Raw genomic sequence first — 20,545 nt, 5'->3', positions numbered from 1 at the left:
CGGCGCGTTGACGGACCTCGGCTCGGGCCACTACGTTCGAGATGTGTACGCGAGTCCGCATGCCGAACACTCGGCGGCGGGCCTGGACCTCAACGAGGGCGGAAGCTGATGGCGAAGCTCGTCTCGCTGGCCGAGGGGGTGGCGGACCTGATCCGCGACGGGGACATGGTGGCTCTGGAGGGATTCACCCACCTCATCCCCTTCGCCGCCGGCCACGAGATCATCCGGCAGCGGCGACGCGACCTGACCCTGGTCCGGATGACCCCGGACGTCATCTACGACAAGTTGATCGGGGCCGGCTGCGCCCGTCGGCTGGTCTTCTCCTGGGGCGGTAACCCCGGGGTCGGTTCCCTGCACCGGTTCCGCGACGCCGTGCAGAACTCCTGGCCGGTGCCGCTGGAGTTGGAGGAACACAGCCACGCCGGGATGGCCAACCGGTACGTCGCCGGTGCCAGCGGCCTGCCCTTCGCGGTGCTGCGCGGCTACACCGGCACCGACCTGCCCCGACACACCGCCAACATCCGCCCGATCGAATGCCCCTTCACCGGGGAGACCCTGACCGCGGTGGCCGCCCTGCGACCGGATGTGACAGTGGTGCACGCCCAACGCGCCGACCGGGCCGGCAACGTGCAGATGTGGGGCATCACCGGGGTACAGAAGGAGGCCGTCCTGGCCGCCCGGCGGTCGCTGGTCACCGTCGAGGAGATCGTCGACGACCTGGAGCCGGTACCCGGGCAGGTGATCCTGCCCGGCTGGGCGGTCACCGCGGTGGCACACGTGCCCGGCGGAGCCCACCCCTCGTACACCCAGGGTTATTCGGTCCGGGACAACGACTTCTACCTGGCCTGGGACGCGATCAGCCGGGAGCGGGCCGGCTTTCAGGAGTGGATCGCCCGGCACGTGCTCGATGCGGAGGTACCGGCGTGAGCCCCGACTACACCGCCGACGAGATGATGACCGTGGCCGCCGCCCGCCAGTTGCGCGACGGCACCGCCTGCTTCGTCGGCATCGGCCTGCCCAGCACGGCGGCCAACCTGGCCCGGGTCACCCACGCCCCGAACCTCGTGCTCATCTACGAGTCGGGCTGCCTGGGCGCCAAGCCCGACCGGCTGCCGCTGTCCATCGGCGACGGGGTGCTCGCCGACACCGCCGACGCGGTGGTCTCCGTGCCGGAGGTCTTCAACTACTGGTTGCAACCCGGCCGCATCGACGTGGGTTTCCTCGGCGCCGCCCAACTCGACCGGTACGGCAACATCAACACCACCGTCATCGGCGGCGACTACACCGACCCGAAGGTACGCCTGCCCGGTGCCGGTGGCGCTCCGGAGATCGCCGCCTCCTGCGGCGAGGTGGTGGTCATCGTCCGGCAGAGCCTGCGTACCTTCATCGACCGGGTCGACTTCGTCACCTCGGTCGGCTACGGCACCGGTCCGAGCGACCGGGAGCGGCTGGGCCTGCGCGGCGGCGGCCCGAAGACCGTCATCACCGACCTGGGTGTGCTGACCGCCGACCCGGTGACCTGCGAACTCACCCTCACCCGGTTGCATCCCGGTGTCACGGTCGACCAGGTCCGGGCGGCGACCGGCTGGCCGTTGGCCGTCGCCGAGGAGGTGACCGTCGGCGAGCCGCCCACCGCGGCGGAACTCACCGTGCTGCGCGCCCTGGAAGCGACCAAGAAGGCCCCGCACTGATGCGCCGGCCCCCGGAAGGGACATCCATGAACGAGACCACCCCGGCGCTGCTGCTGCCCGACTACCGGCGCGACGACGTCGAGGCCCACCCCCCACTGCTCAGCCCCGGCTACAAGTCCACCGTCAGCCGGGCCCCAAGCCAGCCGTTGATCTACCTGCCGCAGCGGCTCACCGAGATCACCGGCCCGCTGCTCGGCGAGGGTCGCCTCGGCGAACTCGACCACGACCTGACCCGGCAGCACGACGGCGAGCCCCAGGGGCAGCGGATCATCGTGCACGGTCGGGTCCTCGACGGCGACGGCCGGGCCGTACCGCACACCCTGGTGGAGATCTGGCAGGCCAACGCCGCCGGCCGCTACCGGCACGCCGTCGACAACTGGCCGGCCCCCCTGGACCCCCACTTCACCGGGGTCGGGCGGGCCCTCACCGACGACCAGGGACGGTACGAGTTCGTCACCGTGCAGCCCGGGGCGTACCCCTGGCGCAACCACGACAACGCCTGGCGGCCGGCACACATCCACTTCTCGCTGTTCGGCCGGGCCTTCACCCAGCGCCTGGTGACCCAGATGTACTTCCCGGGCGACCCGCTGTTCTCCCAGGACCCGATCTTCAACTCGGTGCGTGACCCGCAGGCCCGGGAGCGGATGGTGGCCCGCTACGACCACACCGCCACCCGACCGGAGTGGGCCCTGGCCTACCGGTTCGACATCGTGCTGCGGGGCCGGGAGGCCACCCCCTTCGAGGACGAGGACGACGATGAGTGACCGCCTGGGCGTGACGCCCGCCCAGACCGTGGGGCCGTACCTGCACATCGGTCTGAGCTGGCCCGACGGCCCGTACGTGGTGCCGGAGGGCACCCCGGGGGCCTGCTGGATCCGGGGCCGGATCACCGACGGCAACGGCGCCCCGGTGGTCGACGCGATGGTGGAGAGTTGGCAGGCCGACCCGGAGGGGCAATTCGACCACCCCGACGACCCGCGCGGTCCCCGAGCGGCCACCCTGCCCGGCTTCCGGGGCTTCGGCCGGGCCGACACCGACGCCGAGGGCTGCTACGCCCTGCACACCGTACGGCCCGGACCCCTGCCCACCCCCGAGGGCGAGATCGAGGCCCCGCACCTGAACCTGTCGGTGTTCGGCCGAGGGCTGCTGCACCGCCTGGTCACCCGGATCTACTTCCCGGACGAGTCGGCCAACGCCACCGACCCGGTGCTGCGTACGGTCGAGGCCGCCCGCCGCGACACCCTCGTGGCCCGGCCGGCCCCGGACGGCTACCGGTTCGACATCCGCTTGCAGGGAGAGCATGAGACCGTCTTCTTCGCCGTCTGAGGCCCTGCTGCGCGGGCTGTCCGGCGCGGTCGAGGTCGACGCCGAACTCGACGACCGGCACCTGTTGCAGGCCCTGCTGGACGCCGAGGCCGCCCTGGCCCGAGCCGGTGCCGAGGCCGGTCTGCTGCCCGTACCGGTAGCCGAGGAGATCGCTGGGCACTGCCAGGCCGACCGGTACGACCCGGCGGCCCTCGGCGCGGCCGCCGAGGCCGCCGGCAACCCGGTGGTCCCCCTGGTCCGCCGGCTGACCGAGGCCGTGTCGCCTTCGGCCCGCCCCTGGGTGCACCACGGCGCGACCAGCCAGGACATCCTCGACAGCGCCCTGGCCCTGGTGGTGACCCGGGCCGCCGTACCCCTGCTGGGTCAGGTCGACACCGCCGCAGGCGCCGCCGCCGACCTGGCCCGGGCCCACCGCGACACCCTCATGGTGGCCCGCACCCTGGGCCAGCAGGCCGCCCCGACCACCTTCGGACTCAAGGCCGCCGGCTGGCTGCTCGGCCTGCACCAGGCCCGGGACCGGGTGGCCCAGGCGTGCGCCGCCCTGCCGGCGCAACTCGGCGGTGCGGTGGGCACCCTGGCCGGGTACGGGTCGACCGGCCTGGCGGTGGCGGACCGGTTCGCCGCCCACCTGGGCCTGGCGGCCAGCCCGCTGCCCTGGCACACCCGCCGACAGCCCGTGCTCGACCTGGCCGCCGCCCTCGGCGGGCTACTGGCGGCCACCGGCAAGATCGCCCTGGATGTCGGCCTGCTGGCCCAGACCGAGATCGGTGAGGTGACCGAGGGTGGGGCGGGACGCGGGGGCTCCTCGGCCATGCCGCACAAACGCAACCCGGTCGACTCCGTGCTGGTAGCAGCCGCCGCCCGGCGGGGTCCCGGACTCGTGGGCACCCTGTTCGCCGCCGCCGGGCAGGAACACGAACGGGCCACCGGCGGCTGGCACGCCGAATGGGAACCCCTGCTGGACCTGGTGCACCTGGCCGGCGGGGCGGCCGCCCGTACCGCCCGGATGCTGACCGACCTGCGGGTGGACCCGCAGCGGATGCGGGCCAACCTGGACGCCACCGGTGGCCTGCTGCTGGCCGAGGCCGTCGCCACCCGCCTGGCCCCGGCCCTGGGCCGGGCCACCGCACACCAGGTGGTCGCCCGCGCCACCACCGGCACCGGCTTCCGGGAGGCCCTGCTGGCCGACCCGGAGGTGACCGCCCACCTGTCCGAGGCCGATCTGGACGCCGCGCTGGATCCGGCCGGGTGGCTCGGCTGCGCCGCCGAACTCGTGGACCGTGCCCTGGCGATCCATGAAGGGGGGAGCGGATGAGGTTGCACGCCACCATCGACGGGCCGCCCGAGGCGCCGGTGCTGCTGCTGGGCAGTTCCCTGGGCACCACCGGTGCCATGTGGCAACCCCAGGTGGCCGCGCTGGCGGCCCGGTTCCGGGTGGTCCGCTACGACCACCTGGGTCACGGCCGTTCCCCGGTGCCCCCCGGGCCGTACACCATCGACCTGCTCGGCCGGGCGGTGCTGGAGCTGCTGGACGACCTGGGGGTCGTCTCCGCGCACTATGCCGGGCTCTCCCTCGGCGGCATGGTCGGGATGTGGCTGGCCGCGCACGCCCCCGACCGGATCGACCGGCTGGCCCTGCTCTGCACCTCGGCCTTCCTGCCCCCGGCGCAGGGGTGGCGGTCCCGGGCGGAGACCGTCCGGGCCGGCGGGTTCGGCGACATCGTCGACCCGGTAGTGTCCCGCTGGTTCACCCCGGGCTTCGCCGCCGCCCGACCCGACACGGTCGCCGACCACCGGGCCATGCTGACCGCCACCCCGGCGGCCGGCTACGCCGCCTGCTGCGAGGCCATCGCCGCGATGGACCTGCGGGCCGACCTGGCGGGGGTACTCGCACCCACCCTGGTGATCGGCGCCGCCGAGGACCCGGCCACCCCACCCGAGCACGCCGCGGACCTCGCCGCCCGGATCCCGTCCGCCCGGCTGGTCGTCCTGGACGATGCCGCCCACCTGGCCAATGTCGAACAGCCCGCCGTCGTGGCCCGGCTGCTCGGCACCCACTTCACGCCGGAGGGCGGGAGGAACCCGTGAACGACCAGCAGCGACACGAGGCCGGCATGGCCGTACGGCGGCAGGTGCTCGGCGACGCGCACGTCGACCGGGCGATCGCCAACACCGACGAGTTCACGGCCGACTTCCAGGACCTGATCACCCGCTACGCCTGGGGTGAGATCTGGACCCGGCCGGGTCTGGATCGGCGTACCCGAAGCTGCATCACCCTGGCCGTGCTCGCCACCCTGCATCATGACGAGGAACTGGCGATGCACGTCCGGGCGGCGTTGCGTAACGGACTGACCCCCCAGGAGGTCGGCGAGGTGCTGCTCCAGGTGGGCGTCTACGCTGGCGTGCCGGCCGCGAACCGGGCGTTCAAGGTGGCTCAGGAAACCCTGCGGCAGGAGGCCCAGTGACCGACGCGGCGCGATCGGGGGAGTTCGTCCAGTCCCTGGAACGGGGCCTGGCCGTGATCCGCGCCTTCGACGCCGAACACCCGCAACTCACCCTCAGCGAGGTGGCCCGGGCCACCGGACTGACCCGGGCCGCCGCCCGCCGGTTCCTGCTCACCCTGGTCGAGTTGGGTTACATGCACACCGACGGGCGACTGTTCGCCCTGCGCCCGCGCATCCTCGACCTCGGCTACGCCTACCTGTCCAGCCTGAGCCTGCCGGAGGTGGCCCAGCCCCACATGGAGGCCCTGGTCGCCGAGGTACACGAGTCCTGCTCGGTCTCCGTCCTGGACGGCGACGAGGTGGTCTACGTCGCCCGGGTACCGACGAAACGGATCATGACGGTCGGGATCAGTGTCGGCACCCGATTCCCGGCGTACGCCACCTCGATGGGGCGGGTGCTGCTGGCCGCCCAGCCGACCGAGTGGCTGGACCACTACCTGGCCACCGCGCAGCTGCGCCAGTTGACCCGGCGCACCATCACCGACCCGGCGAAGCTGCGTACCGCCCTGAACCGGATCGCCGGCCAGGGGTACGCCATCGTCGACCAGGAACTGGAGGAGGGGCTGCGGTCCCTGGCCGCCCCGATCCATCGCGAGGACGGCGCGGTGATCGCCGCGGTGAACGTCTCCGCCCACGCCAGCCGCGGCACCTTCGACGCCATCCGCCGGGAACTGCTGGCACCCCTGCTGGCCACCGCCCGGCGGATCGAGGAGGACCTGGCCGCCGGCTCCCGCCGGTAGCCGGCGAATCGACCCGGTGAGCCCCCGGCGCGTACCACCATGTGGTGGGCGACGAACGGGGGCGACATGCACGAGGTGCTGCTGGCCATCATCCTCGGGGCCACCGTGCTGGTCGGTACGACCATCGGTGGCCGGTACCGGGTAGCCCCACCGGTCCTGCTGATCAGCTTCGGTGCCCTGCTGGCCCTGCTGCCGCCCTTCGCGCGGGTGACGCTCGCGCCGGAGGTGGTGCTGCTGATGTTCCTGCCGGCCATCCTGTACCGGGAGAGCCTGACCACCAGCCTGCGGGAGGTGCGGGCGAACATCGTGGTGATCGCCGCCCTGGCGGTCGGGCTGGTCGGGGTCACCATGGTGGCGGTGTCCCTGGTCGTGCAGCGGTTCGGGGTAGACCCGGCGGTGGCCTGGGTGCTCGGGGCGGTGCTGGCCCCGACCGACGCGGCGGCCGTGGCCGGGCTGGCCAAGCGGATGCCCCGGCGGCTGCTCACCACCCTGCACACCGAGAGCCTGATCAACGACGGTACGGCCCTGGTGCTGTTCGCGGTCGCCCTCGGTCTGCTCGGCGGCGGGACCGCACCGAACGCCCTGGAACTGGTCGAACGCATCGGCCTGTCCTTCCTCGGCGGCATCGCGGCCGGGGCCCTGGTCGGGGTCGTGGTGATCGCGATCCGGAAACGGCTCGACGATCCGCTGCGGGAGGGGGCGCTGAGCGTCCTGACCCCCTTCACGGCCTTCTTCCTCGCCGAGGCCATCCACGAGAGCGGGGTGCTGGCGGTGGTGGTGTCCGGGCTGCTGCTGGCCTACGCCAGCCCCCGGGTGATCCGGGCCCGGTCCCGGGTGCTGGCCCTGTCCTTCTGGGACCTGACCACCTTCCTCATCAACGGCGGGCTGTTCGTGCTGGTGGGGCTCCAGATCCCCCGGGTGGTACGCGAGGTCACCAGCCTGGCGCTGACCCGGGCGATCGTCATCGCGGCCGTGGTGGCCGTGGTGCTGGTGGTGGTCCGCATGCTCTGGCTGCACCTGACCGCCGGGGTGACGCGCCTGGTGGACCGGCGTCGGGTCGGCCGGGAACGGCGGGTCAACTGGCGGATCCGTACGGTGGCCGGCTGGGCCGGGTTCCGGGGTGCGGTCTCCCTGGCGGCGGCGTTGGCGGTTCCACTGAACATCGACGGCCGACCGGTCCCGGACCGAGACCTGATCATCTTCTGCGTCGCCGTGGTCATCCTGTTGACCATGCTGGTCCAGGGCACCACCCTGCCGCTGCTGATGAGCTGGGCCAAGCTGACCCCGGATTCGGACCACGCCGACGAGAAACGGCAGGCACAGAGCCACGCCATCCGGCAGACCCTGCACGCCCTGCCGGACATCGCCGACCGGGTCGGGGCCGACCCGGACACCGTGCGACGGATCCGCGACGAGTACGAGAACCACCTGGACCTGCTCGATGCCGACCAGCAGGACGACACGGCGGCGGCCCGGGAGACCGAGCGCCAGTTGCGCCTGGCGGTGCTCGATCACAAGCGACGCGAGATCACTCGACTGCGGGACCGCCGGCAGATCGACGACGCCGTACAGCGGGAGCTGGAGGCGCGGCTGGATGTCGAGGAGATCCGGCTGCTCGGACCCCGGAACCTGGAGTGATGCGCCCGGTCAGCCGGCGGGGGTGGTCGCCCCCGGCAGGGCCAACGCGACCGTGAGGTCCAGCAGGCTACGCGGGTCGGTCAGCCGTTCGCCGAAAAGCTGACGCAGCTGCCCCATCCGGTAGCGCACCGTCTGGGGATGCACGAACAGGTCGGCGGCGATGTCGTCGCGTCGCCCCTGGTGCAGCAACCAGGAGCGCAACGTCTCGGTGAGCCGTTCCGCGGTGGCCGCGGGCAGTTCCGCCAGCGGTTGCAGGACCCGGGCCCGCAGGTCCGCCAGGGCCTCGGCGTCGGCGCTGAGCAGCAACTCGGCCAGGTGCCGCTCGGTGTCCAGGGGGTCCCCCTCGGTGGGTGGGGCGATACCCAGATCGAGCACCCGTACCACCCGGCGGTAGGAGGAATTGGCCTGCGCCCACGGGCGGGCCGGGCCGAGCACCGCACGGCGGCCGTGCAGCATCCGGGCGAGTTGACGGCGCCGGTCACCGTGCATGTTCGGCACCAGCAGCACGACGGTCTCCTCACCGGCCTCACCGGCGGGCAACTCCTCGCTGCTCTCCAGGGTGTGCTCGCCCAGCAGCGCCAGGGCGCCGCGCAGCTTCGCCTGCGGCAGCAGCACCACCGTGAGGGTCTCCGGGACGGGCCAGTTCGCCCGCTCGGCGCTGCGCAGCAGCACCTCCTGCGGCTCCCCGGCGAGCAACTGCTGGGCCAGTCGTTCCAGGTTGCGGCGCTGGGCCCGGCCGGCGCTGGCCAACTCGTCGGCGTGCCCGGCCACGCTGGCTGCGGAGAGTTCGTCGATGTAGGCGAACATCAGCTCGGCGAACTCCGCTACCGTGGCCGCCGGCAGCCCCAGCGAGACCGTGGCCGCGGCCATCTCCCGCCAGGAGACCCGGGCCCCGATCCGGTAGGCGGCCAGCAGGGCGTCCACGCTGCGACCGGAGCGGGCCTCCCCGCTGCCCAGCGCGTACGCCGCCTCCAGGGCCGGCACCAGGGGAGTGCTGGCCGCACCGGCGTGCGGACGTTCCAGCAGTTGCAGGAAGGTGCCCAGCGCGATCTGCACGGCGTTCTCGATCTTGTCCCGCATCTGGCCGGTCAGGGTGCCGGAATAGCTCGGCACCTCGGCCGTGATCGCGCTTACCGTCTGCGCGGCTACCAACGGTAACCGGTCGACCAGTTCACGGGCGACCCGCCGCTCAAGTGCCAGGCGGGCGACCCGATCAGTGGTTCCGGAGTTCTCCGCCACGTTGTTCTCCCCGCACAAAAGGGATGGAGTGCTTTACCTTCGCTGGCCAAGATTTTATGCCAGCGGGCCGCGACGATCGTTGTATGGCCGCCACCGCTCCACCACCGGGCACGAAGGGATCCTTCCGGCGCCGCCTGATGCGGCTCGCCGAGACGGTTACCACCCCGGTACTGCCCGCAGACTACCTGGACATGGTCGCCCCGCTGCGGGCCGGCGCCGACCTGCGCGGACGCATCGTCGAGGTCCGTCCGGAGACCCCGGACGCGGCGACCGTGGTGATCCAGCCCGGCCGTAGCTGGCGCGGCCACCAGCCGGGCCAGTACATCCGCCTCGGGGTCGACGTCGACGGGGTACGCCAGTGGCGGGCCTACTCGGTGACCTCCCCGCCCGGCGGACGGACCGATCCCATCTCGGTGACGGTCAAGGCCATCCCCGACGGGGTGGTCAGCAACTTCCTGGTGCGACGGGTCCGTCCCGGCACCATCGTGCAGCTCGACCAGGCGACCGGTGACTTCGTCCTGCCTCAGTCGGCGCCGTCGCGGGTGTTGTTCCTGACCGCCGGCAGCGGCATCACCCCGGTCGCCGGGATGCTGCGCAGCGGTGCCCTCACCGGCAGCGACGTGGTGCTGATCCACTCCGCGCCGACCTCGGCCGACGTGGTGTTCGGCGCGGAACTGCGGGAGCTGGCCGCCAACGGCGCCATCCGGCTGGTGGAGCGGCACACCTCCGTCGACGGCCTGCTGGAGGTGGCCGAACTCGACACCCTGGTGCCGGACCACTGCGAACGCGAGACCTGGGCCTGCGGCCCGATCGGTCTGCTGGACGCGGTCGAGCAGCACTGGGCCGCGCGGGGCGCCACCGACCGGCTGCACACCGAACGCTTCCGACCGACCATCATCACCGCCGGTGACGGCGGCACGGTCACCTTCACCCGCTCGTCGGTCACCATCGAGGCCGACGGCGCCACGCCTCTGCTCGACGCCGGAGAAAACGCCGGCGTTCTGATGCCCTCAGGCTGCCGGATGGGTATCTGTTACGGCTGTGTGCTGCCGATGCGCCAAGGCGCGGTCCGTGACCTGCGTAACGGGCAGCTCACCACCGCCCTGCCGGGCGACGGCGTACGCGTGCAGACCTGCGTGTCGGCCGCGGCCGGCGCCTGTGAACTCGAAATTTGATCGGAGAACGTCGACGTGACCGTCATCCAGAAGAAAGCCGTCAACCCGATCGCGCACCTCAGCGCCGAGGACATCGAGACCCTCGGCAAGGAACTCGACGCCATCCGGGAACGGGTGATCGCCGACCGGGGTGAGCGGGACGCCGCCTACATCCGCAAGGTCATCTCGACCCAGCGCAAGCTGGAGGTCGGCAGCCGGGTCGTACTGCTGTTCTCCCTGTTCCCGCCGGCGTGGATCGTCGGCACCGCCGGGCTGTCCCTGGCGAAGATCCTGGAGAACATGGAGATCGGGCACAACATCCTGCACGGCCAGTGGGACTGGATGCGCGACCCGAAGATCCACTCGACGACCTGGGAGTGGGACCACGTCAGCCCCGCCGAGCAGTGGAAGCAGTCGCACAACGAGCTGCACCACCGCTACACCAACGTCGTCGGCAAGGACAACGACCTCGGCTACGGCATCATGCGGGTCGACGAGGACCAGCCCTGGCACCCGGCCCACCTGGGTCAGCCGTTCTACAACTTCGTCAACGCCTGCTTCTTCGAGTACGGCATCGCCGCGTACGACCTGGATCTGGGCACGAAGCTCAAGGACGGCAGCTACAAGAACAACCCGGAGTTCCGGGCCAACCTGAAGGCCACCGGCCGCAAGCTGCGTCGCCAGGTGCTCAAGGACTACGTGCTCTTCCCGGTGCTGTCCGGTCCCTCGTTCTTCCACACCATGGCGGCCAACTTCACCGCGAACCTGGTCCGCAACCTGTGGAGCCACGCGGTGATCATGTGCGGGCACTTCCCGGAGGGGGTGGAGACCTTCGAGAAGAACTCGATCGAGGGCGAGACCCGCGGCGAGTGGTACCTGCGGCAGATGCTCGGCTCGGCCAACATCAGCGGCAGCCGGCTGATGCACATCATGACCGGCAACCTGTCGTACCAGATCGAGCACCACCTCTTCCCGGACCTGCCGAGCAACCGCTACCAGGAGATCGCCCCGGAGGTGCGGGCCCTGTTCGACCGGTACGGGCTGAAGTACGTCACCGGCTCGCTGCCCCGCCAGGTCTTCTCCGCCTGGAAGAAGATCTTCCGGCTCTCCCTGCCGAACCGTCGTCGGCGCGACGTCATCGAGGAAAACCCGACCCCGGCCCTCGTTCCGGCCGGCACCTGATCCCGATGCGGCCTGCGGTGGCGCGGCGCTTCGACGGGCTGGACCCGGCTGAGCGCGCGGCCACCGCAGCGCCGTCTGATCAGTGCCGACTCGGGTAGTTCTGCGCCGACTGGCGACCCCGCACGAAGGCCAGGACGATCACCACGGCCAGCGCGATCAACCCGATGATCACCAGCCAGCGGACGGCCTCCAGGACCAGGCCGAGCAGCAGGATGATTCCCCCGACCACCCCGACGACCCACAGCAGCGCGCGCATTCCTCCACCTCCCGAACCCGCCGCCGGTTGGATCCGGACGGCCTACCGGGTCAGCTACCCGGCAAAGGCCCAGCTCATGCCGAACGACGGCGGTGGGCAGGGGAGGGCTGTCGCAACTGAGGGTCAGCGAGACATCGACGCAACGCATATCCTGTCCGCCGATCCGCTCGCCGGAAGGGAAGCGATGCCGTCGCGGCAGGACCAGCTGCACTCGTACCAGTTCACCCTTCAACGGGTGGTCGCCGCGCTGGTGATGCGGGAGACCGACCCCGCCCAGTCACCGTTTCGCCGGCTGGCCGGGGCGGGGCTGGCCAGTGTCCTGGTGGCCGTCATCGGGCTGGGCGGCTTCGCCCTCTACGGCCTGTTCACCGGTGGGGGCACCACCTGGCGCGACACCGCGGCCGTCATCGTGGAGAAGGAGTCCGGGGCCCGGTTCGTCTACCGGGAGGACCGGCTGCACCCGGTGCCCAACTACACCTCCGCCCTGCTGGTCATCGGGGCCGAACAGCCGAAGACCGTGCTCGTGTCGCGGCGGGCCATCGACGGGGTACCCCGGGGGCTGCCCCTGGGCATCGCGGACGCCCCGGACTCCCTGCCGGCGGCCGACCGGCTCTCCACCGCGCCTTGGACGGTCTGCTCGACCGGCCCGCAGACCGGGCGGCGTGATCCCCGGTCGGTGCTGCTGATCGGCACCGGCGACCCCGGCGGGCGGGCGTTGGGCGACGAGGCGCTGATCCTGCGGGACCCGGACGGCCGGCTGCACCTGGTACGCCAGCAGCGCCGACACCTGATCCGCGACCCCGACCGGGTGCTGGCCGCCCTGGCCACGACCCGGGCCCGGGCTCTCCCGGTGGCTGCGGCCGTGCTCAACACCGTGCCCGCCGGGCTGGACCTGGCCCCCCTGACCCTGCCCGGCCTGGGGGAGCCCTCCGACCGGGTGGCCGACTCCCGGATCGGGGACGTCCTGCTGGTCAGCAACTCCGGCGGCGGACGCCAGTACGCCGTGGTGCTGCGGGACGGACTAGCCGGGGTCACCGAGCTGCAGGCCGCCCTGCAACTGACCCGGACCGGCCAGCGGGCCCCGGAGCAGATCAGCCTGGGGCGGTTCGCCGCCCTGCCTAAGCTGCCCGACCTCGCGCCCACCGGCCCCGAGGCGCCCCCGAGCACGCCGCCCCGACTGGCCGCCCCCGCCGCCCCGGTGCTCTGCGCCATCGTCGGTGCCGAGACGACCGAGGTAGACCTGCGCCTGGACGCCACCCTGCCGGACCTGACCGCCGCCACCCCCACCGTCGCGGCGACAGCCGGTCGGACGGTGGCCGATCATGTGCTGGTCGAGCCGGGGCGCGGGGCCCTGGTAGAGGCCGTGGCGACCCCGGGGGCGTCCGGCGGTGCCCTCTGCGTGATCACCGACCTGGGGCGGCGCTACGTGCTCGCCGACCCCGAGGTCTCCGCCATGCTCGGCTACGGGCAGACCCGTCCCGTCCGGCTACCGGCGGGCCTGGTCAGCCTGGTCCCGGCCGGAGCGAGCCTGGACCCCCAGGCCGCCCGCCGGGCCGTAACCTCCTAGGCTGCCTCGGCGTCGGCCCGTGGCGCGGCCACCTCCCAGGCTTCCTTGGCGTCGGCCCGTGACCCGGCCAGCTGCTCGGCGTACGTCAGCGCTCGGGCGGTGGCCTCGGCGGTGGCGGGCAGCAGTGGTGGACGCGGTGCCGGTGACGGGATGCGTCCCTGGGCGTGCAACACGGCCTTGATGACGGCCGGGTTGGGTTCGGCGAACAGCGCCGCCGAGAGGGTGGCGAGCCGGTGCCCGAGCGGCCGGGCGCGGGGAAGATCCCCCTCGCGCCAGGCCGTGACCAGGGCGGCGTGGTCGGCGGTGGCCAGGTGCGCGGAGGCGACGATGCCGCCGGGTGCGCCGAGGGCCAGCAGCGGCGAGAGGTACGCGTCCTCGCCGCCGAGCACCGCGAAGTCCGGTGGCGGGTCGGCCAGCAGGGCGATGGTGTCCGCGTCGATGCCGCCGACGGCGTGCTTGACCCCCACCACCTGCGGCAGCTCGGCTAGGCGACGCAGCGCCCCGACGGAGAGAGTCTGCCCGGTGCGGTACGGCACGTGGTAGGCGACCAACGGCACCGGGGAAACCTCCGCCAGCCGGGCGAAGTGTGCCAGCACCGCCTCCTCCCCGGGTCGCAGGAACGGCGGCACCAGACAGAGCGCCGCGGTGACGCCGGGCCGCCCGGCCAGGGCGCGCAGATCCTCGGCGGTGTGCGCGCCGACCATGAACCCGGCGCGGTGCCGCCGACAGGTCGCCCCGACGAGGTCGAGCACCGTCCGTTGCTCGGCGGCGTTGAGCGCGTGCGGTTCGCCGGTGGTGCCGAGGGCCACCAGACCCTCGGCCCCCTCGGCCAGCACCTGGTCGGCCAGGCGGGTCAGTGCCTCCTGGTCGACCTCGCCGCGCGTGTCGAAGGGCGTGATCAGCGGTACGTACAGTCCGGTCGGTGTCATGTCACCAGCCTGTGACCGCACAGGATGAAGCACCAGTTCCGATTACTCCACCAATCCGTAAGCTGAGCTGATGCTTGACGTCCGTCGCCTGCGTCTGCTGCGCGACCTGGCCCGGCTCGGCACCATCGCCGCCGTCGCCGAGGCGCACACCTACTCACCCTCCGCGGTCTCCCAGCAGTTGGCCGCGCTGCAACGGGAGACCGGCGTCGTGCTCCTGGAACGAGCCGGTCGAGGGGTACGCCTCACCGCCACCGCCACCGCACTGGTCCGGCACACCGAGGTGATCCTCGCCGGGCTGGAGGCCGCCGAGGCCACCCTGGCCGCCGCTCGCGGTGGACTGCTGGGCACGGTACGCATCGGGGCGTACCCCAGCGCGGTGCGTCCCCTGCTGCTGCCCGCCCTGGTCGAGCTGGCCCGCGAGCACCCCGGGCTGGATCTGCTGGTCACCGAGTTGGACCCGGTGGCGGTGCCGGCCGCGCTGCGCGAGCGGCGCCTGGACGTAGCCCTCGTGCACGACTACGACATAGTGCCGGTGGCCCCCGATCCGGCCCTGGACTCGACCCCACTGCTGGACGAGACCGTGTTCCTGGCCCTACCCGCCGCCGATCCGGTGCCCGCCGATCCGATGCGCGCGGTACGCGACGCCGACTGGATCATCGGCAGCCCGGGGACCCTCTGTCACGCGGTCACCCTGCACGCCTGTGAACTGGCCGGATTCCGCCCCACCGTCCGCCACCACGCCGACGACTTCACCGCCGTGCTGGCCCTGGTCGCCGCCGGTCAGGGCGTCGGCCTGGTGCCCCAGTTGGCCGTCGAGGGACCACCCGCCGGCACCCGCCTGGTCCCCCTGACCATCCGCCGCCGCACCCGGATCGCCTACCGCCAGGGCTCCGCCGACCATCCCGCGGTGCTCGCCAGCGTCGCCGCCCTGCGCAGCGCCGCCACCGATCTACCCGAAGCACCGCCACCCAGCTGAAGATCCCACCCCCAGCGCTGGCCCCACCCATGCCGCACCCAGCGTTGATCAACACGCGCAGACTGAAGGAGGGAGGGCGTCAGCGTGGGCCGGGCCAGTGGTAGGTGAGGTCGGGTTCGTTCTCCTCGTTGCGGCTGCCGTCGTTGCTGTCGACCGGGCGGAAACCGTGCCGCTCGTAGAACGCCCGCGCCTCGGTGTTGCGGGTGAAGACGCGGAGGCTGAGACCGCCTGGGCTGGCCTGCTGGGCCTGGGCCAGCAGGGCGGTGCCGATGCCCTGCCGGCGGGCCTCCGGCCGCAGGTACAGGTGTTCCAGCAGGTCGCCGTCGAGGGCGGCGAAGCCGAGGATCTGGCCGGTCGTCGTGGACTCGGCCACCCAGGTGGTGCTGCCCGGCAGCATCACCTGGGCGATCCACGCCCTGGTCTGCGCGTCGTCGTACAGTCGCGGAAGGTAGGGCATGGCGGCCGCCCGGGAGGCCAGGAACACCTCGGCCACGGCATCGGCGTCGCTGTCGCGGGCAGGACGGATCACGATGGGGTCCGTCGCGCCCGCTGGGAGGACGCTCACGAGGCGGGGCGGGCGCCCCGGACGGCGTACCGGTGCATCGTCACGCCCTGGTCGAAGGAGGCCTGTTCCAGCAGGTCCAGTTGCAGGGGCTCGTCGTGGCTGTCGAACAGCGGTCGGCCGCTGCCGAGCACGACCGGATGGGTGAACAGCAGCAACTCGTCGAGCAGCCCGGCCCGCAGCAGTTGGGTGGCCAGGGTGGCCCCGCCGACCCCGATGACACCCTCGGTCTCGGCGCGTACCTTCGCCAACTGGGCGATGGCGTCCTCCCCGCCGATGATCCGGGTGTTGTGCTCGGCGTGCTCGCGGGTGCGCGACACCAGCACCTTGGGCGTCGAGGTCCAGATCTCGCCGTACTCGCGCAGGAAGTCCGGCAGCGAGTCGTCATGGCGGGCGGCCGGCCAGAAGGCCTCCATCGTCTCGTAGATGGTGCGTCCCTCCACCGCCAGCGACATCGCCCTGGCCCGCTCGTTGAAGACCCGGTGCAGCGACTCGGTGATGCGCATCCAGTCGCCGCCGCCCGCCTCACCCGGGGCGTACTCGATCCGCAGGTCGAGGGAGACATTCATCCAGTACACGAACCGACCCTGCATCCTGGTCCTTCCGGCGATGACGATGACATGCTGCTGCCCGCCGACGACCGTAGTGGAATCGACCGGCCGGTGGTTGCCCGAAACGCGATCAGCGCAGCACGAGCAGATCGAGGGCGTCGATCACCGGTCCACTCTCCACCTGGGCGGCCCGGTGCAGTCGTCGCAGCCCTGCGGCGTACGCCTGGTCGTCGATCAGTTGCAGCAGGGTGTGCGCCTCCCGCCGCAGGCCGGCGGCGGCCTCCCGCAGGGAGGCGGCGGTGAGTGCGGGTACCTGCTCGACGGCCACGGTGGCGAAGCCCGCCTCGGCGAAGGCGGCCTCGACCTGCGCGATGCTCGGATAGGTGTCGAGCACCCCGACAGCTTCCGGGAAGTAGCGGAACAGGGTGATCCCCTCGGGTCGGCCGGCGAACACCGACCGGATCAGCACCGGGGCGCCGGGCCGCAGCACCCGGCGGATCTCCTGTGCGGCTGCGGTCAGGTCGGGAACATGGTGGATGACGGTGGAGAGCCACCCGGCGTCGATGCTGCCGTCGGGCAGCGGGATCTGCTCCGCGTCGCCGGCCAGGACGGGGGTGAACACACTGCGGGCCCGCATCGCCGCCGAAGGCTCGACCGCTACCACCTCGACCTCGGGCCACCAGGTGTGGAAGGCCCGGGCCCAGCTTCCGGTGCCGGAGCCCAGGTCCAGCACCCGCATCCCCGGGTGGGGGTCCAGGTGCCGGACGATGGCGGCCCGCCAGGCGGCCAGACCGTCGTCGGTGAGGTGCCGGTTGACCTCGAAGGCCGCCGCGTCGGCCGCGTTGTATGCAATCCGCGCCATACCGACCAGTCAAGTACCGCAACCCACTCACCAGCAAGCAGTACATGGCACAGGTCACCGGAAACGACCGACGAGGTCAGGTCTGCTGGAGTCCCTGCTCGTACCAGGCGATCTTCTCCGCGACCCGGGCCTGCCAGAGCCGGAGCTGGTCGATCTGGGTCTCGACCGCGGCGGCATGTTCGCGCAGCAGGGCCACCCGGTCGGCGACGCTGTCGGGGTCGCGGCACAGTTCGCCGTAGCGGCGCAGCCGCTCGATGGGCATCCCCGCGTCCCGCAGGCAGCGCAGGAAATCCAGGGTGGACAGGTCACTGTCGCGGTAGATCCGGTGTCCACCGGGGGTACGCGCAACCGGTGCCAGGATGCCCTCCCGCTCGTAATACCGCAGGGTGTCGATGGAGAAGCCGCTGCGTCGGGCGGCCTCGGCGGGGGTGTACGTCGTCACCCGTGCGACCGTACCGCTTGACCTGGAGCGCACTCCAGGTTGAATCGTGGTCCCATGACTTCGGCTCACCTCGATGAGACTCCACGCCCGCCCGTCTCCGCTCTCGTGCTCGGCGCGATGAACTTCGGCACCCTGGTGGACGAGAAGACCTCCTTCGCCCTGCTGGACCGGTTCGTGGAAGGCGGCGGCGAATGGATCGACACCGCCGACTGCTACACCTTCTGGCTGAGCCCGGACGGGCGGGGCGGGGACAGCGAGCGGGTCCTCGGCCGCTGGCTCGCCGCCCGACCCGGGGTGCGGGAGCGGGTACGCATCGCCACCAAGGTCGGCGCGGAACCCCTGTGGCAGGGCTCCTGGCCGCAGCACCGGGCGGGGCTGAGCCGCCGGGCGATCAGCGAGGCCTTCGCCGGCAGCCTGGACCGGCTGGGGGTCGAGCAGGTCGACCTGCTCTGGCTGCACCAGGAGGACCGGGCCACCCCGATCGAGGAGACAGTGGACGCGATCGCCGAGCAGGTCGTCGCCGGCACCGTACGCCGGGTGGGGGCCTCCAACCACCCGGCCTGGCGCATCGAACGGGCCCGGGCGTACGCGGCCACCCGGAACACCCTGCCGATCGACGCCCTCCAACTGAACGCCACCTACCTGCGGGTACGCCCCGGCACCCGACCCGACGGGGTGGTCCACCCGCACGGGGTGCTCAGCGACGAGCAACTCGACTTCGCCCGCGCCCACCGGATGGAGGTCTGGGCCTACACCCCGCTGCTCACCGGGGCGTACGACAATCCGGCCAAGCCGATCCCGCAGGTCTACGACCACCCGGGCAACACCCGTCGACTGGCGGCGCTGGAGGAGGTGGCCCGGGACACCGGCGCCACCCGCAGCCAGGTGGTGCTGGCCTGGCTGGTCAGCCAGGGCATCCGACCCATCCTCGGCGGCAGCAAACTGCACCAGCTGGACACCGCCCTGGAGGGGGTCGCCCTCACCCTCGAGGAGGCGCACCTGGCCCGGCTGAACTCGGCGGACTGACCGCCCACCCCAGCCGACCCGGCCCTGACCCACGGCACCGGGCCGTGCCTCGGGCCAGGGCCGGGTCGGCTGCCCCCGTGGGAACCGGTCCCGCCGCCACGCCGACCTCCGCCGACCGGACCGGTCCGCGAGGCCGCCGACCGGACCGGTCAGGGAGTTCAGGCCGGCAGGGGCCGGTCGCGGTTGGAGGCGCTGCTCGACGGTGCCGGTGAACGGGTCATCGACCTGCACGGCCAACCGCCCACCGAGCTCGCGCACCGGCTCGACCAGCCCTGGCGGACCCGCCTGATCTCCGGCCTCTACCAGGCGGAGCGCGACGAGGAGCACTACTACGAACTGCCGTCGCTGACCGAGAGCTTCGACGCGATCGCCTACCTTCCGACGATCACCCCGATCCACCCGCTGTCGACGGGCCGCACGTCCCGCGGCGAGGCCGTACCCGGTCAGAAGCGCGGCGGGGCCGCGGTCGGTCAGGAGGGCGGCGCGGCCCGCGACTCGTGACGTGGTCAGGCTGGGCGGCGTAGCACGCTGACGGCGAAGTCCGCGCCCTCGTGCCACGGGCGCAGGTCCCAGGTGGCGAAGCGGTGCTCTGCGTGCAGCCCGGCGGCGGCCACATGGTCGTCGAAGTCGCGCAGCGAATAGCCCCGGTCGGTGCCGAAGCCGACCGCGATCACCCCGTCCGGGCGCAGGTGGGCGGCCACCCGGCGCAGCACCGCCACCTCGGTGCCGGCGGCCACGAAGGTCATCACGTTGCCGGCCAGCACGGCCCCGTCGAACGGCTCGGACTGGCCGGTCGCCGCCAGATCCAGCTCCGCCAGGTCGGCCACCAGCCAGCGCGGCCCGGGATGGTCGGCGCGGGCGGCCTCGACCAGCACCGGGTCGGCGTCCACCCCGACGACCGTGTGGCCTCGGGCGGCCAGTTCGGCGCCGACCCGGCCGGTGCCGCAACCGGCATCGAGGATCCGCGAACGGGGCGGCACCAGCGCGTCGACCAGTCGGGCCTCACCGGCCAGGTCGGCCCCCTCGGCGGCCAGGTTCCGGAACCGGTCGACGTACCACTGGGAGTGCTCCGGCCCGGTGTCGGTGGCCCAGCGGGTCGGTCGGCCCGTGGCGGTGCTGTGCTCGCTCATCGGACCACCGTATCCAGGGCTGGTCAGGGCAGTCGGGCCACCGTCACGAACTCGTTGTAGGTGAACACCCGCCCGGCGGCCCGGGGGAACGGGAAGGAGTACTGCCGCTGCACGGTCAGGCCCAGGGCCCGGCAGTCCTCGGCGGCCTCGGCGAAACCGACGAACCGGACGTGCGAGGAGTCGCTGTCGTACCCCCGTTCCTGCGGGGTGATGAAGACCGCCCGGCCGCCGGAGCGGACGAAGGGCAGGTAGGAGGCGACCACCTCGCGGGCCTGCTCGGCCGGCATGTGCTCCAGCAGGTGCGCGGCCAGCAGGGAGTCGAAGGTGCCCGGCCGGGCGTGCTCGGAGGCGAAGAACTCCTCCGTGGTGTACGCCTGGAGACCGAGCGCGCGGCTGTGCGCCACCGAGGTCGGGTTGTGGTCCACCCCGACCGCGCCCTCGCCCAGGTTGATCAGGTTGCGGCCGAGTCCCGAGCCGACATCCAGGGTCCGGCCCAGTCGCAGCCGCCGCAGGTTCCACCGGTAGGGGGCCTGCACGTCCAGGACCTGCTTCCAGCGAGCACCGCTGAGCTGCTGCAACCTCTCGGTGTAGGCCACACCCTCGGTGCCGGTGGGTCCCTGCCGCGACTGCTTCATCCGGGGCTCCTCTGCCTCGTGGTGCCACTCGACCCGCGGCGCCCCGGGCCCGAGGATCGACGCGGTCCATCGAAAATCTTCGACCGGTATGCGTCGGTTCATAGATTATCCCGTCGGGGCCGCTCACCTGCAGGG

The 20,545-nt window shown here is 72.4% G+C and carries 24 protein-coding genes; 15 read left to right on the top strand and 9 right to left on the bottom strand.

The window, feature by feature from the left end:
• Nucleotides 1-108: 108 nt before the first annotated feature.
• The 9 genes from OIE53_RS08925 to OIE53_RS08885 all read left to right on the top strand — a co-directional run bounded on the left by OIE53_RS08925 (nt 109) and on the right by OIE53_RS08885 (nt 7,899).
• Nucleotides 109-927, top strand: coding sequence for a CoA transferase subunit A (locus OIE53_RS08925; protein WP_327026120.1), 819 nt, complete (start codon nt 109-111; stop codon nt 925-927).
• Nucleotides 924-1,691: a CoA-transferase subunit beta gene (locus OIE53_RS08920; protein ID WP_327026119.1), complete on the top strand. Its 768-nt coding sequence runs from the start codon at nt 924-926 to the stop codon at nt 1,689-1,691. The genes OIE53_RS08925 and OIE53_RS08920 overlap by 4 nt, the downstream gene beginning before the upstream one ends.
• Nucleotides 1,692-1,717: 26 nt before the next feature.
• On the top strand, nt 1,718-2,455 hold the full coding sequence (pcaH, locus tag OIE53_RS08915) for a protocatechuate 3,4-dioxygenase subunit beta (protein WP_327026118.1): 738 nt from the start codon (nt 1,718-1,720) through the stop codon (nt 2,453-2,455).
• Complete coding sequence (pcaG, locus tag OIE53_RS08910; RefSeq protein WP_327026117.1) at nt 2,448-3,017, top strand: protocatechuate 3,4-dioxygenase subunit alpha; 570 nt, start codon at nt 2,448-2,450, stop codon at nt 3,015-3,017. The genes pcaH and pcaG overlap by 8 nt, the downstream gene beginning before the upstream one ends.
• Nucleotides 2,992-4,332: a 3-carboxy-cis,cis-muconate cycloisomerase gene (gene pcaB / locus OIE53_RS08905; protein WP_327026116.1), complete on the top strand. Its 1,341-nt coding sequence runs from the start codon at nt 2,992-2,994 to the stop codon at nt 4,330-4,332. Before pcaG ends, pcaB begins: the two co-directional genes overlap by 26 nt.
• On the top strand, nt 4,329-5,105 hold the full coding sequence (gene pcaD / locus OIE53_RS08900; RefSeq protein WP_327026115.1) for a 3-oxoadipate enol-lactonase: 777 nt from the start codon (nt 4,329-4,331) through the stop codon (nt 5,103-5,105). Before pcaB ends, pcaD begins: the two co-directional genes overlap by 4 nt.
• A complete protein-coding gene (gene pcaC, locus OIE53_RS08895) occupies nt 5,102-5,482 on the top strand; it encodes a 4-carboxymuconolactone decarboxylase (RefSeq protein ID WP_327026114.1) in 381 nt (126 codons plus the stop codon). The genes pcaD and pcaC overlap by 4 nt, the downstream gene beginning before the upstream one ends.
• Nucleotides 5,479-6,261 (top strand): IclR family transcriptional regulator, encoded by a 783-nt coding sequence (locus tag OIE53_RS08890; RefSeq protein WP_327026113.1) that lies wholly within the window; start codon nt 5,479-5,481, stop codon nt 6,259-6,261. Before pcaC ends, OIE53_RS08890 begins: the two co-directional genes overlap by 4 nt.
• A 66-nt stretch (nt 6,262-6,327) precedes the next feature.
• Complete coding sequence (locus OIE53_RS08885) at nt 6,328-7,899, top strand: Na+/H+ antiporter (protein ID WP_327026112.1); 1,572 nt, start codon at nt 6,328-6,330, stop codon at nt 7,897-7,899.
• 9 nt (nt 7,900-7,908) lie between these two features.
• On the opposite strand, the gene OIE53_RS08880 is transcribed toward OIE53_RS08885, so the two are convergent.
• A complete protein-coding gene (locus OIE53_RS08880) occupies nt 7,909-9,138 on the bottom strand; it encodes a PucR family transcriptional regulator (protein ID WP_327026111.1) in 1,230 nt (409 codons plus the stop codon).
• An 83-nt stretch (nt 9,139-9,221) separates the two neighbouring features.
• Here OIE53_RS08880 and OIE53_RS08875 point away from each other — a divergent pair, with 83 nt between their 5' ends.
• The gene (locus tag OIE53_RS08875) at nt 9,222-10,313 is read left to right on the top strand and encodes a ferredoxin reductase (protein WP_327026110.1); all 1,092 of its coding nucleotides are present in this window, start codon (nt 9,222-9,224) and stop codon (nt 10,311-10,313) included.
• A 15-nt stretch (nt 10,314-10,328) separates the two neighbouring features.
• The gene (locus OIE53_RS08870; RefSeq protein WP_327026109.1) at nt 10,329-11,474 is read left to right on the top strand and encodes a fatty acid desaturase family protein; all 1,146 of its coding nucleotides are present in this window, start codon (nt 10,329-10,331) and stop codon (nt 11,472-11,474) included.
• 79 nt (nt 11,475-11,553) lie between these two features.
• Here the strand turns inward: OIE53_RS08870 and OIE53_RS08865 are convergent, their stop codons facing one another.
• Nucleotides 11,554-11,730, bottom strand: a complete 177-nt coding sequence (locus tag OIE53_RS08865) for a hypothetical protein (protein WP_327026108.1) — start codon at nt 11,728-11,730, stop codon at nt 11,554-11,556.
• Nucleotides 11,731-11,914: 184 nt separating this feature from the next.
• Here OIE53_RS08865 and eccB point away from each other — a divergent pair, with 184 nt between their 5' ends.
• Nucleotides 11,915-13,297, top strand: coding sequence for a type VII secretion protein EccB (gene eccB / locus OIE53_RS08860; RefSeq protein ID WP_327026107.1), 1,383 nt, complete (start codon nt 11,915-11,917; stop codon nt 13,295-13,297).
• Here the strand turns inward: eccB and OIE53_RS08855 are convergent.
• Nucleotides 13,294-14,226 carry a dihydrodipicolinate synthase family protein gene (locus OIE53_RS08855; protein ID WP_327026106.1) on the bottom strand — a complete coding sequence of 311 codons (933 nt, stop codon included), beginning with the start codon at nt 14,224-14,226 and terminating at the stop codon, nt 13,294-13,296. The two genes, eccB and OIE53_RS08855, sit on opposite strands and share 4 nt — an antisense overlap.
• Nucleotides 14,227-14,296: 70 nt before the next feature.
• Between OIE53_RS08855 and OIE53_RS08850 the strand changes: the two genes are divergently transcribed.
• Nucleotides 14,297-15,202, top strand: coding sequence for a LysR family transcriptional regulator (locus OIE53_RS08850; protein ID WP_327026105.1), 906 nt, complete (start codon nt 14,297-14,299; stop codon nt 15,200-15,202).
• 79 nt (nt 15,203-15,281) lie between these two features.
• Here OIE53_RS08850 and OIE53_RS08845 read toward each other — a convergent pair whose 3' ends face one another.
• From OIE53_RS08845 to OIE53_RS08830, 4 genes are all read right to left on the bottom strand, one after another.
• The gene (locus OIE53_RS08845) at nt 15,282-15,731 is read right to left on the bottom strand and encodes a GNAT family N-acetyltransferase (RefSeq protein ID WP_327026104.1); all 450 of its coding nucleotides are present in this window, start codon (nt 15,729-15,731) and stop codon (nt 15,282-15,284) included.
• Between the two features lie 32 nt (nt 15,732-15,763).
• Entirely contained in the window at nt 15,764-16,357 is a 594-nt protein-coding gene (locus tag OIE53_RS08840) for a dihydrofolate reductase family protein (RefSeq protein ID WP_327026103.1), read from the bottom strand.
• Nucleotides 16,358-16,445: 88 nt separating this feature from the next.
• Entirely contained in the window at nt 16,446-17,177 is a 732-nt protein-coding gene (locus OIE53_RS08835; protein WP_327026102.1) for a class I SAM-dependent methyltransferase, read from the bottom strand.
• A 76-nt stretch (nt 17,178-17,253) separates the two neighbouring features.
• A complete protein-coding gene (locus tag OIE53_RS08830; protein WP_327026101.1) occupies nt 17,254-17,619 on the bottom strand; it encodes a MerR family transcriptional regulator in 366 nt (121 codons plus the stop codon).
• A gap of 54 nt (nt 17,620-17,673) precedes the next feature.
• Here OIE53_RS08830 and OIE53_RS08825 point away from each other — a divergent pair, with 54 nt between their 5' ends.
• Nucleotides 17,674-18,645, top strand: a complete 972-nt coding sequence (locus OIE53_RS08825; protein ID WP_327026100.1) for an aldo/keto reductase — start codon at nt 17,674-17,676, stop codon at nt 18,643-18,645.
• Nucleotides 18,646-18,828: 183 nt separating this feature from the next.
• Complete coding sequence (locus OIE53_RS08820) at nt 18,829-19,146, top strand: hypothetical protein (protein ID WP_327026099.1); 318 nt, start codon at nt 18,829-18,831, stop codon at nt 19,144-19,146.
• Nucleotides 19,147-19,151: 5 nt separating this feature from the next.
• Here the strand turns inward: OIE53_RS08820 and OIE53_RS08815 are convergent, their stop codons facing one another.
• Nucleotides 19,152-19,775, bottom strand: coding sequence for a class I SAM-dependent methyltransferase (locus tag OIE53_RS08815; RefSeq protein ID WP_327026098.1), 624 nt, complete (start codon nt 19,773-19,775; stop codon nt 19,152-19,154).
• A 23-nt stretch (nt 19,776-19,798) separates the two neighbouring features.
• On the bottom strand, nt 19,799-20,410 hold the full coding sequence (locus tag OIE53_RS08810; protein ID WP_327026097.1) for a class I SAM-dependent methyltransferase: 612 nt from the start codon (nt 20,408-20,410) through the stop codon (nt 19,799-19,801).
• Between the last annotated feature and the right edge of the window lie 135 nt (nt 20,411-20,545).

The organism is Micromonospora sp. NBC_01739, from assembly GCF_035920385.1.
Lineage (GTDB): Bacteria > Actinomycetota > Actinomycetes > Mycobacteriales > Micromonosporaceae > Micromonospora.
This window is presented reverse-complemented; position numbering and strand designations above follow the sequence as displayed.

Excerpts from the sequence above, each read along its gene's own strand:
- pcaH (WP_327026118.1), top strand. The coding sequence starts at position 1,718 with ATGAACGAGACCACCCCGGCGCTGCTGCTGCCCGACTACCGGCGCGAC.
- pcaG (WP_327026117.1), top strand. The coding sequence starts at position 2,448 with ATGAGTGACCGCCTGGGCGTGACGCCCGCCCAGACCGTGGGGCCGTAC.
- OIE53_RS08865 (WP_327026108.1), bottom strand. The coding sequence starts at position 11,730 with ATGCGCGCGCTGCTGTGGGTCGTCGGGGTGGTCGGGGGAATCATCCTG.
- OIE53_RS08840 (WP_327026103.1), bottom strand. The coding sequence starts at position 16,357 with ATGCAGGGTCGGTTCGTGTACTGGATGAATGTCTCCCTCGACCTGCGG.
- OIE53_RS08855 (WP_327026106.1), bottom strand. The coding sequence starts at position 14,226 with ATGACACCGACCGGACTGTACGTACCGCTGATCACGCCCTTCGACACG.
- OIE53_RS08875 (WP_327026110.1), top strand. The coding sequence starts at position 9,222 with ATGGCCGCCACCGCTCCACCACCGGGCACGAAGGGATCCTTCCGGCGC.
- OIE53_RS08810 (WP_327026097.1), bottom strand. The coding sequence starts at position 20,410 with ATGAAGCAGTCGCGGCAGGGACCCACCGGCACCGAGGGTGTGGCCTAC.
- OIE53_RS08815 (WP_327026098.1), bottom strand. The coding sequence starts at position 19,775 with ATGAGCGAGCACAGCACCGCCACGGGCCGACCGACCCGCTGGGCCACC.
- OIE53_RS08850 (WP_327026105.1), top strand. The coding sequence starts at position 14,297 with ATGCTTGACGTCCGTCGCCTGCGTCTGCTGCGCGACCTGGCCCGGCTC.
- OIE53_RS08925 (WP_327026120.1), top strand. The coding sequence starts at position 109 with ATGGCGAAGCTCGTCTCGCTGGCCGAGGGGGTGGCGGACCTGATCCGC.
- eccB (WP_327026107.1), top strand. The coding sequence starts at position 11,915 with ATGCCGTCGCGGCAGGACCAGCTGCACTCGTACCAGTTCACCCTTCAA.
- OIE53_RS08885 (WP_327026112.1), top strand. The coding sequence starts at position 6,328 with ATGCACGAGGTGCTGCTGGCCATCATCCTCGGGGCCACCGTGCTGGTC.
- pcaD (WP_327026115.1), top strand. The coding sequence starts at position 4,329 with ATGAGGTTGCACGCCACCATCGACGGGCCGCCCGAGGCGCCGGTGCTG.
- pcaB (WP_327026116.1), top strand. The coding sequence starts at position 2,992 with ATGAGACCGTCTTCTTCGCCGTCTGAGGCCCTGCTGCGCGGGCTGTCC.
- OIE53_RS08835 (WP_327026102.1), bottom strand. The coding sequence starts at position 17,177 with ATGGCGCGGATTGCATACAACGCGGCCGACGCGGCGGCCTTCGAGGTC.
- OIE53_RS08825 (WP_327026100.1), top strand. The coding sequence starts at position 17,674 with ATGACTTCGGCTCACCTCGATGAGACTCCACGCCCGCCCGTCTCCGCT.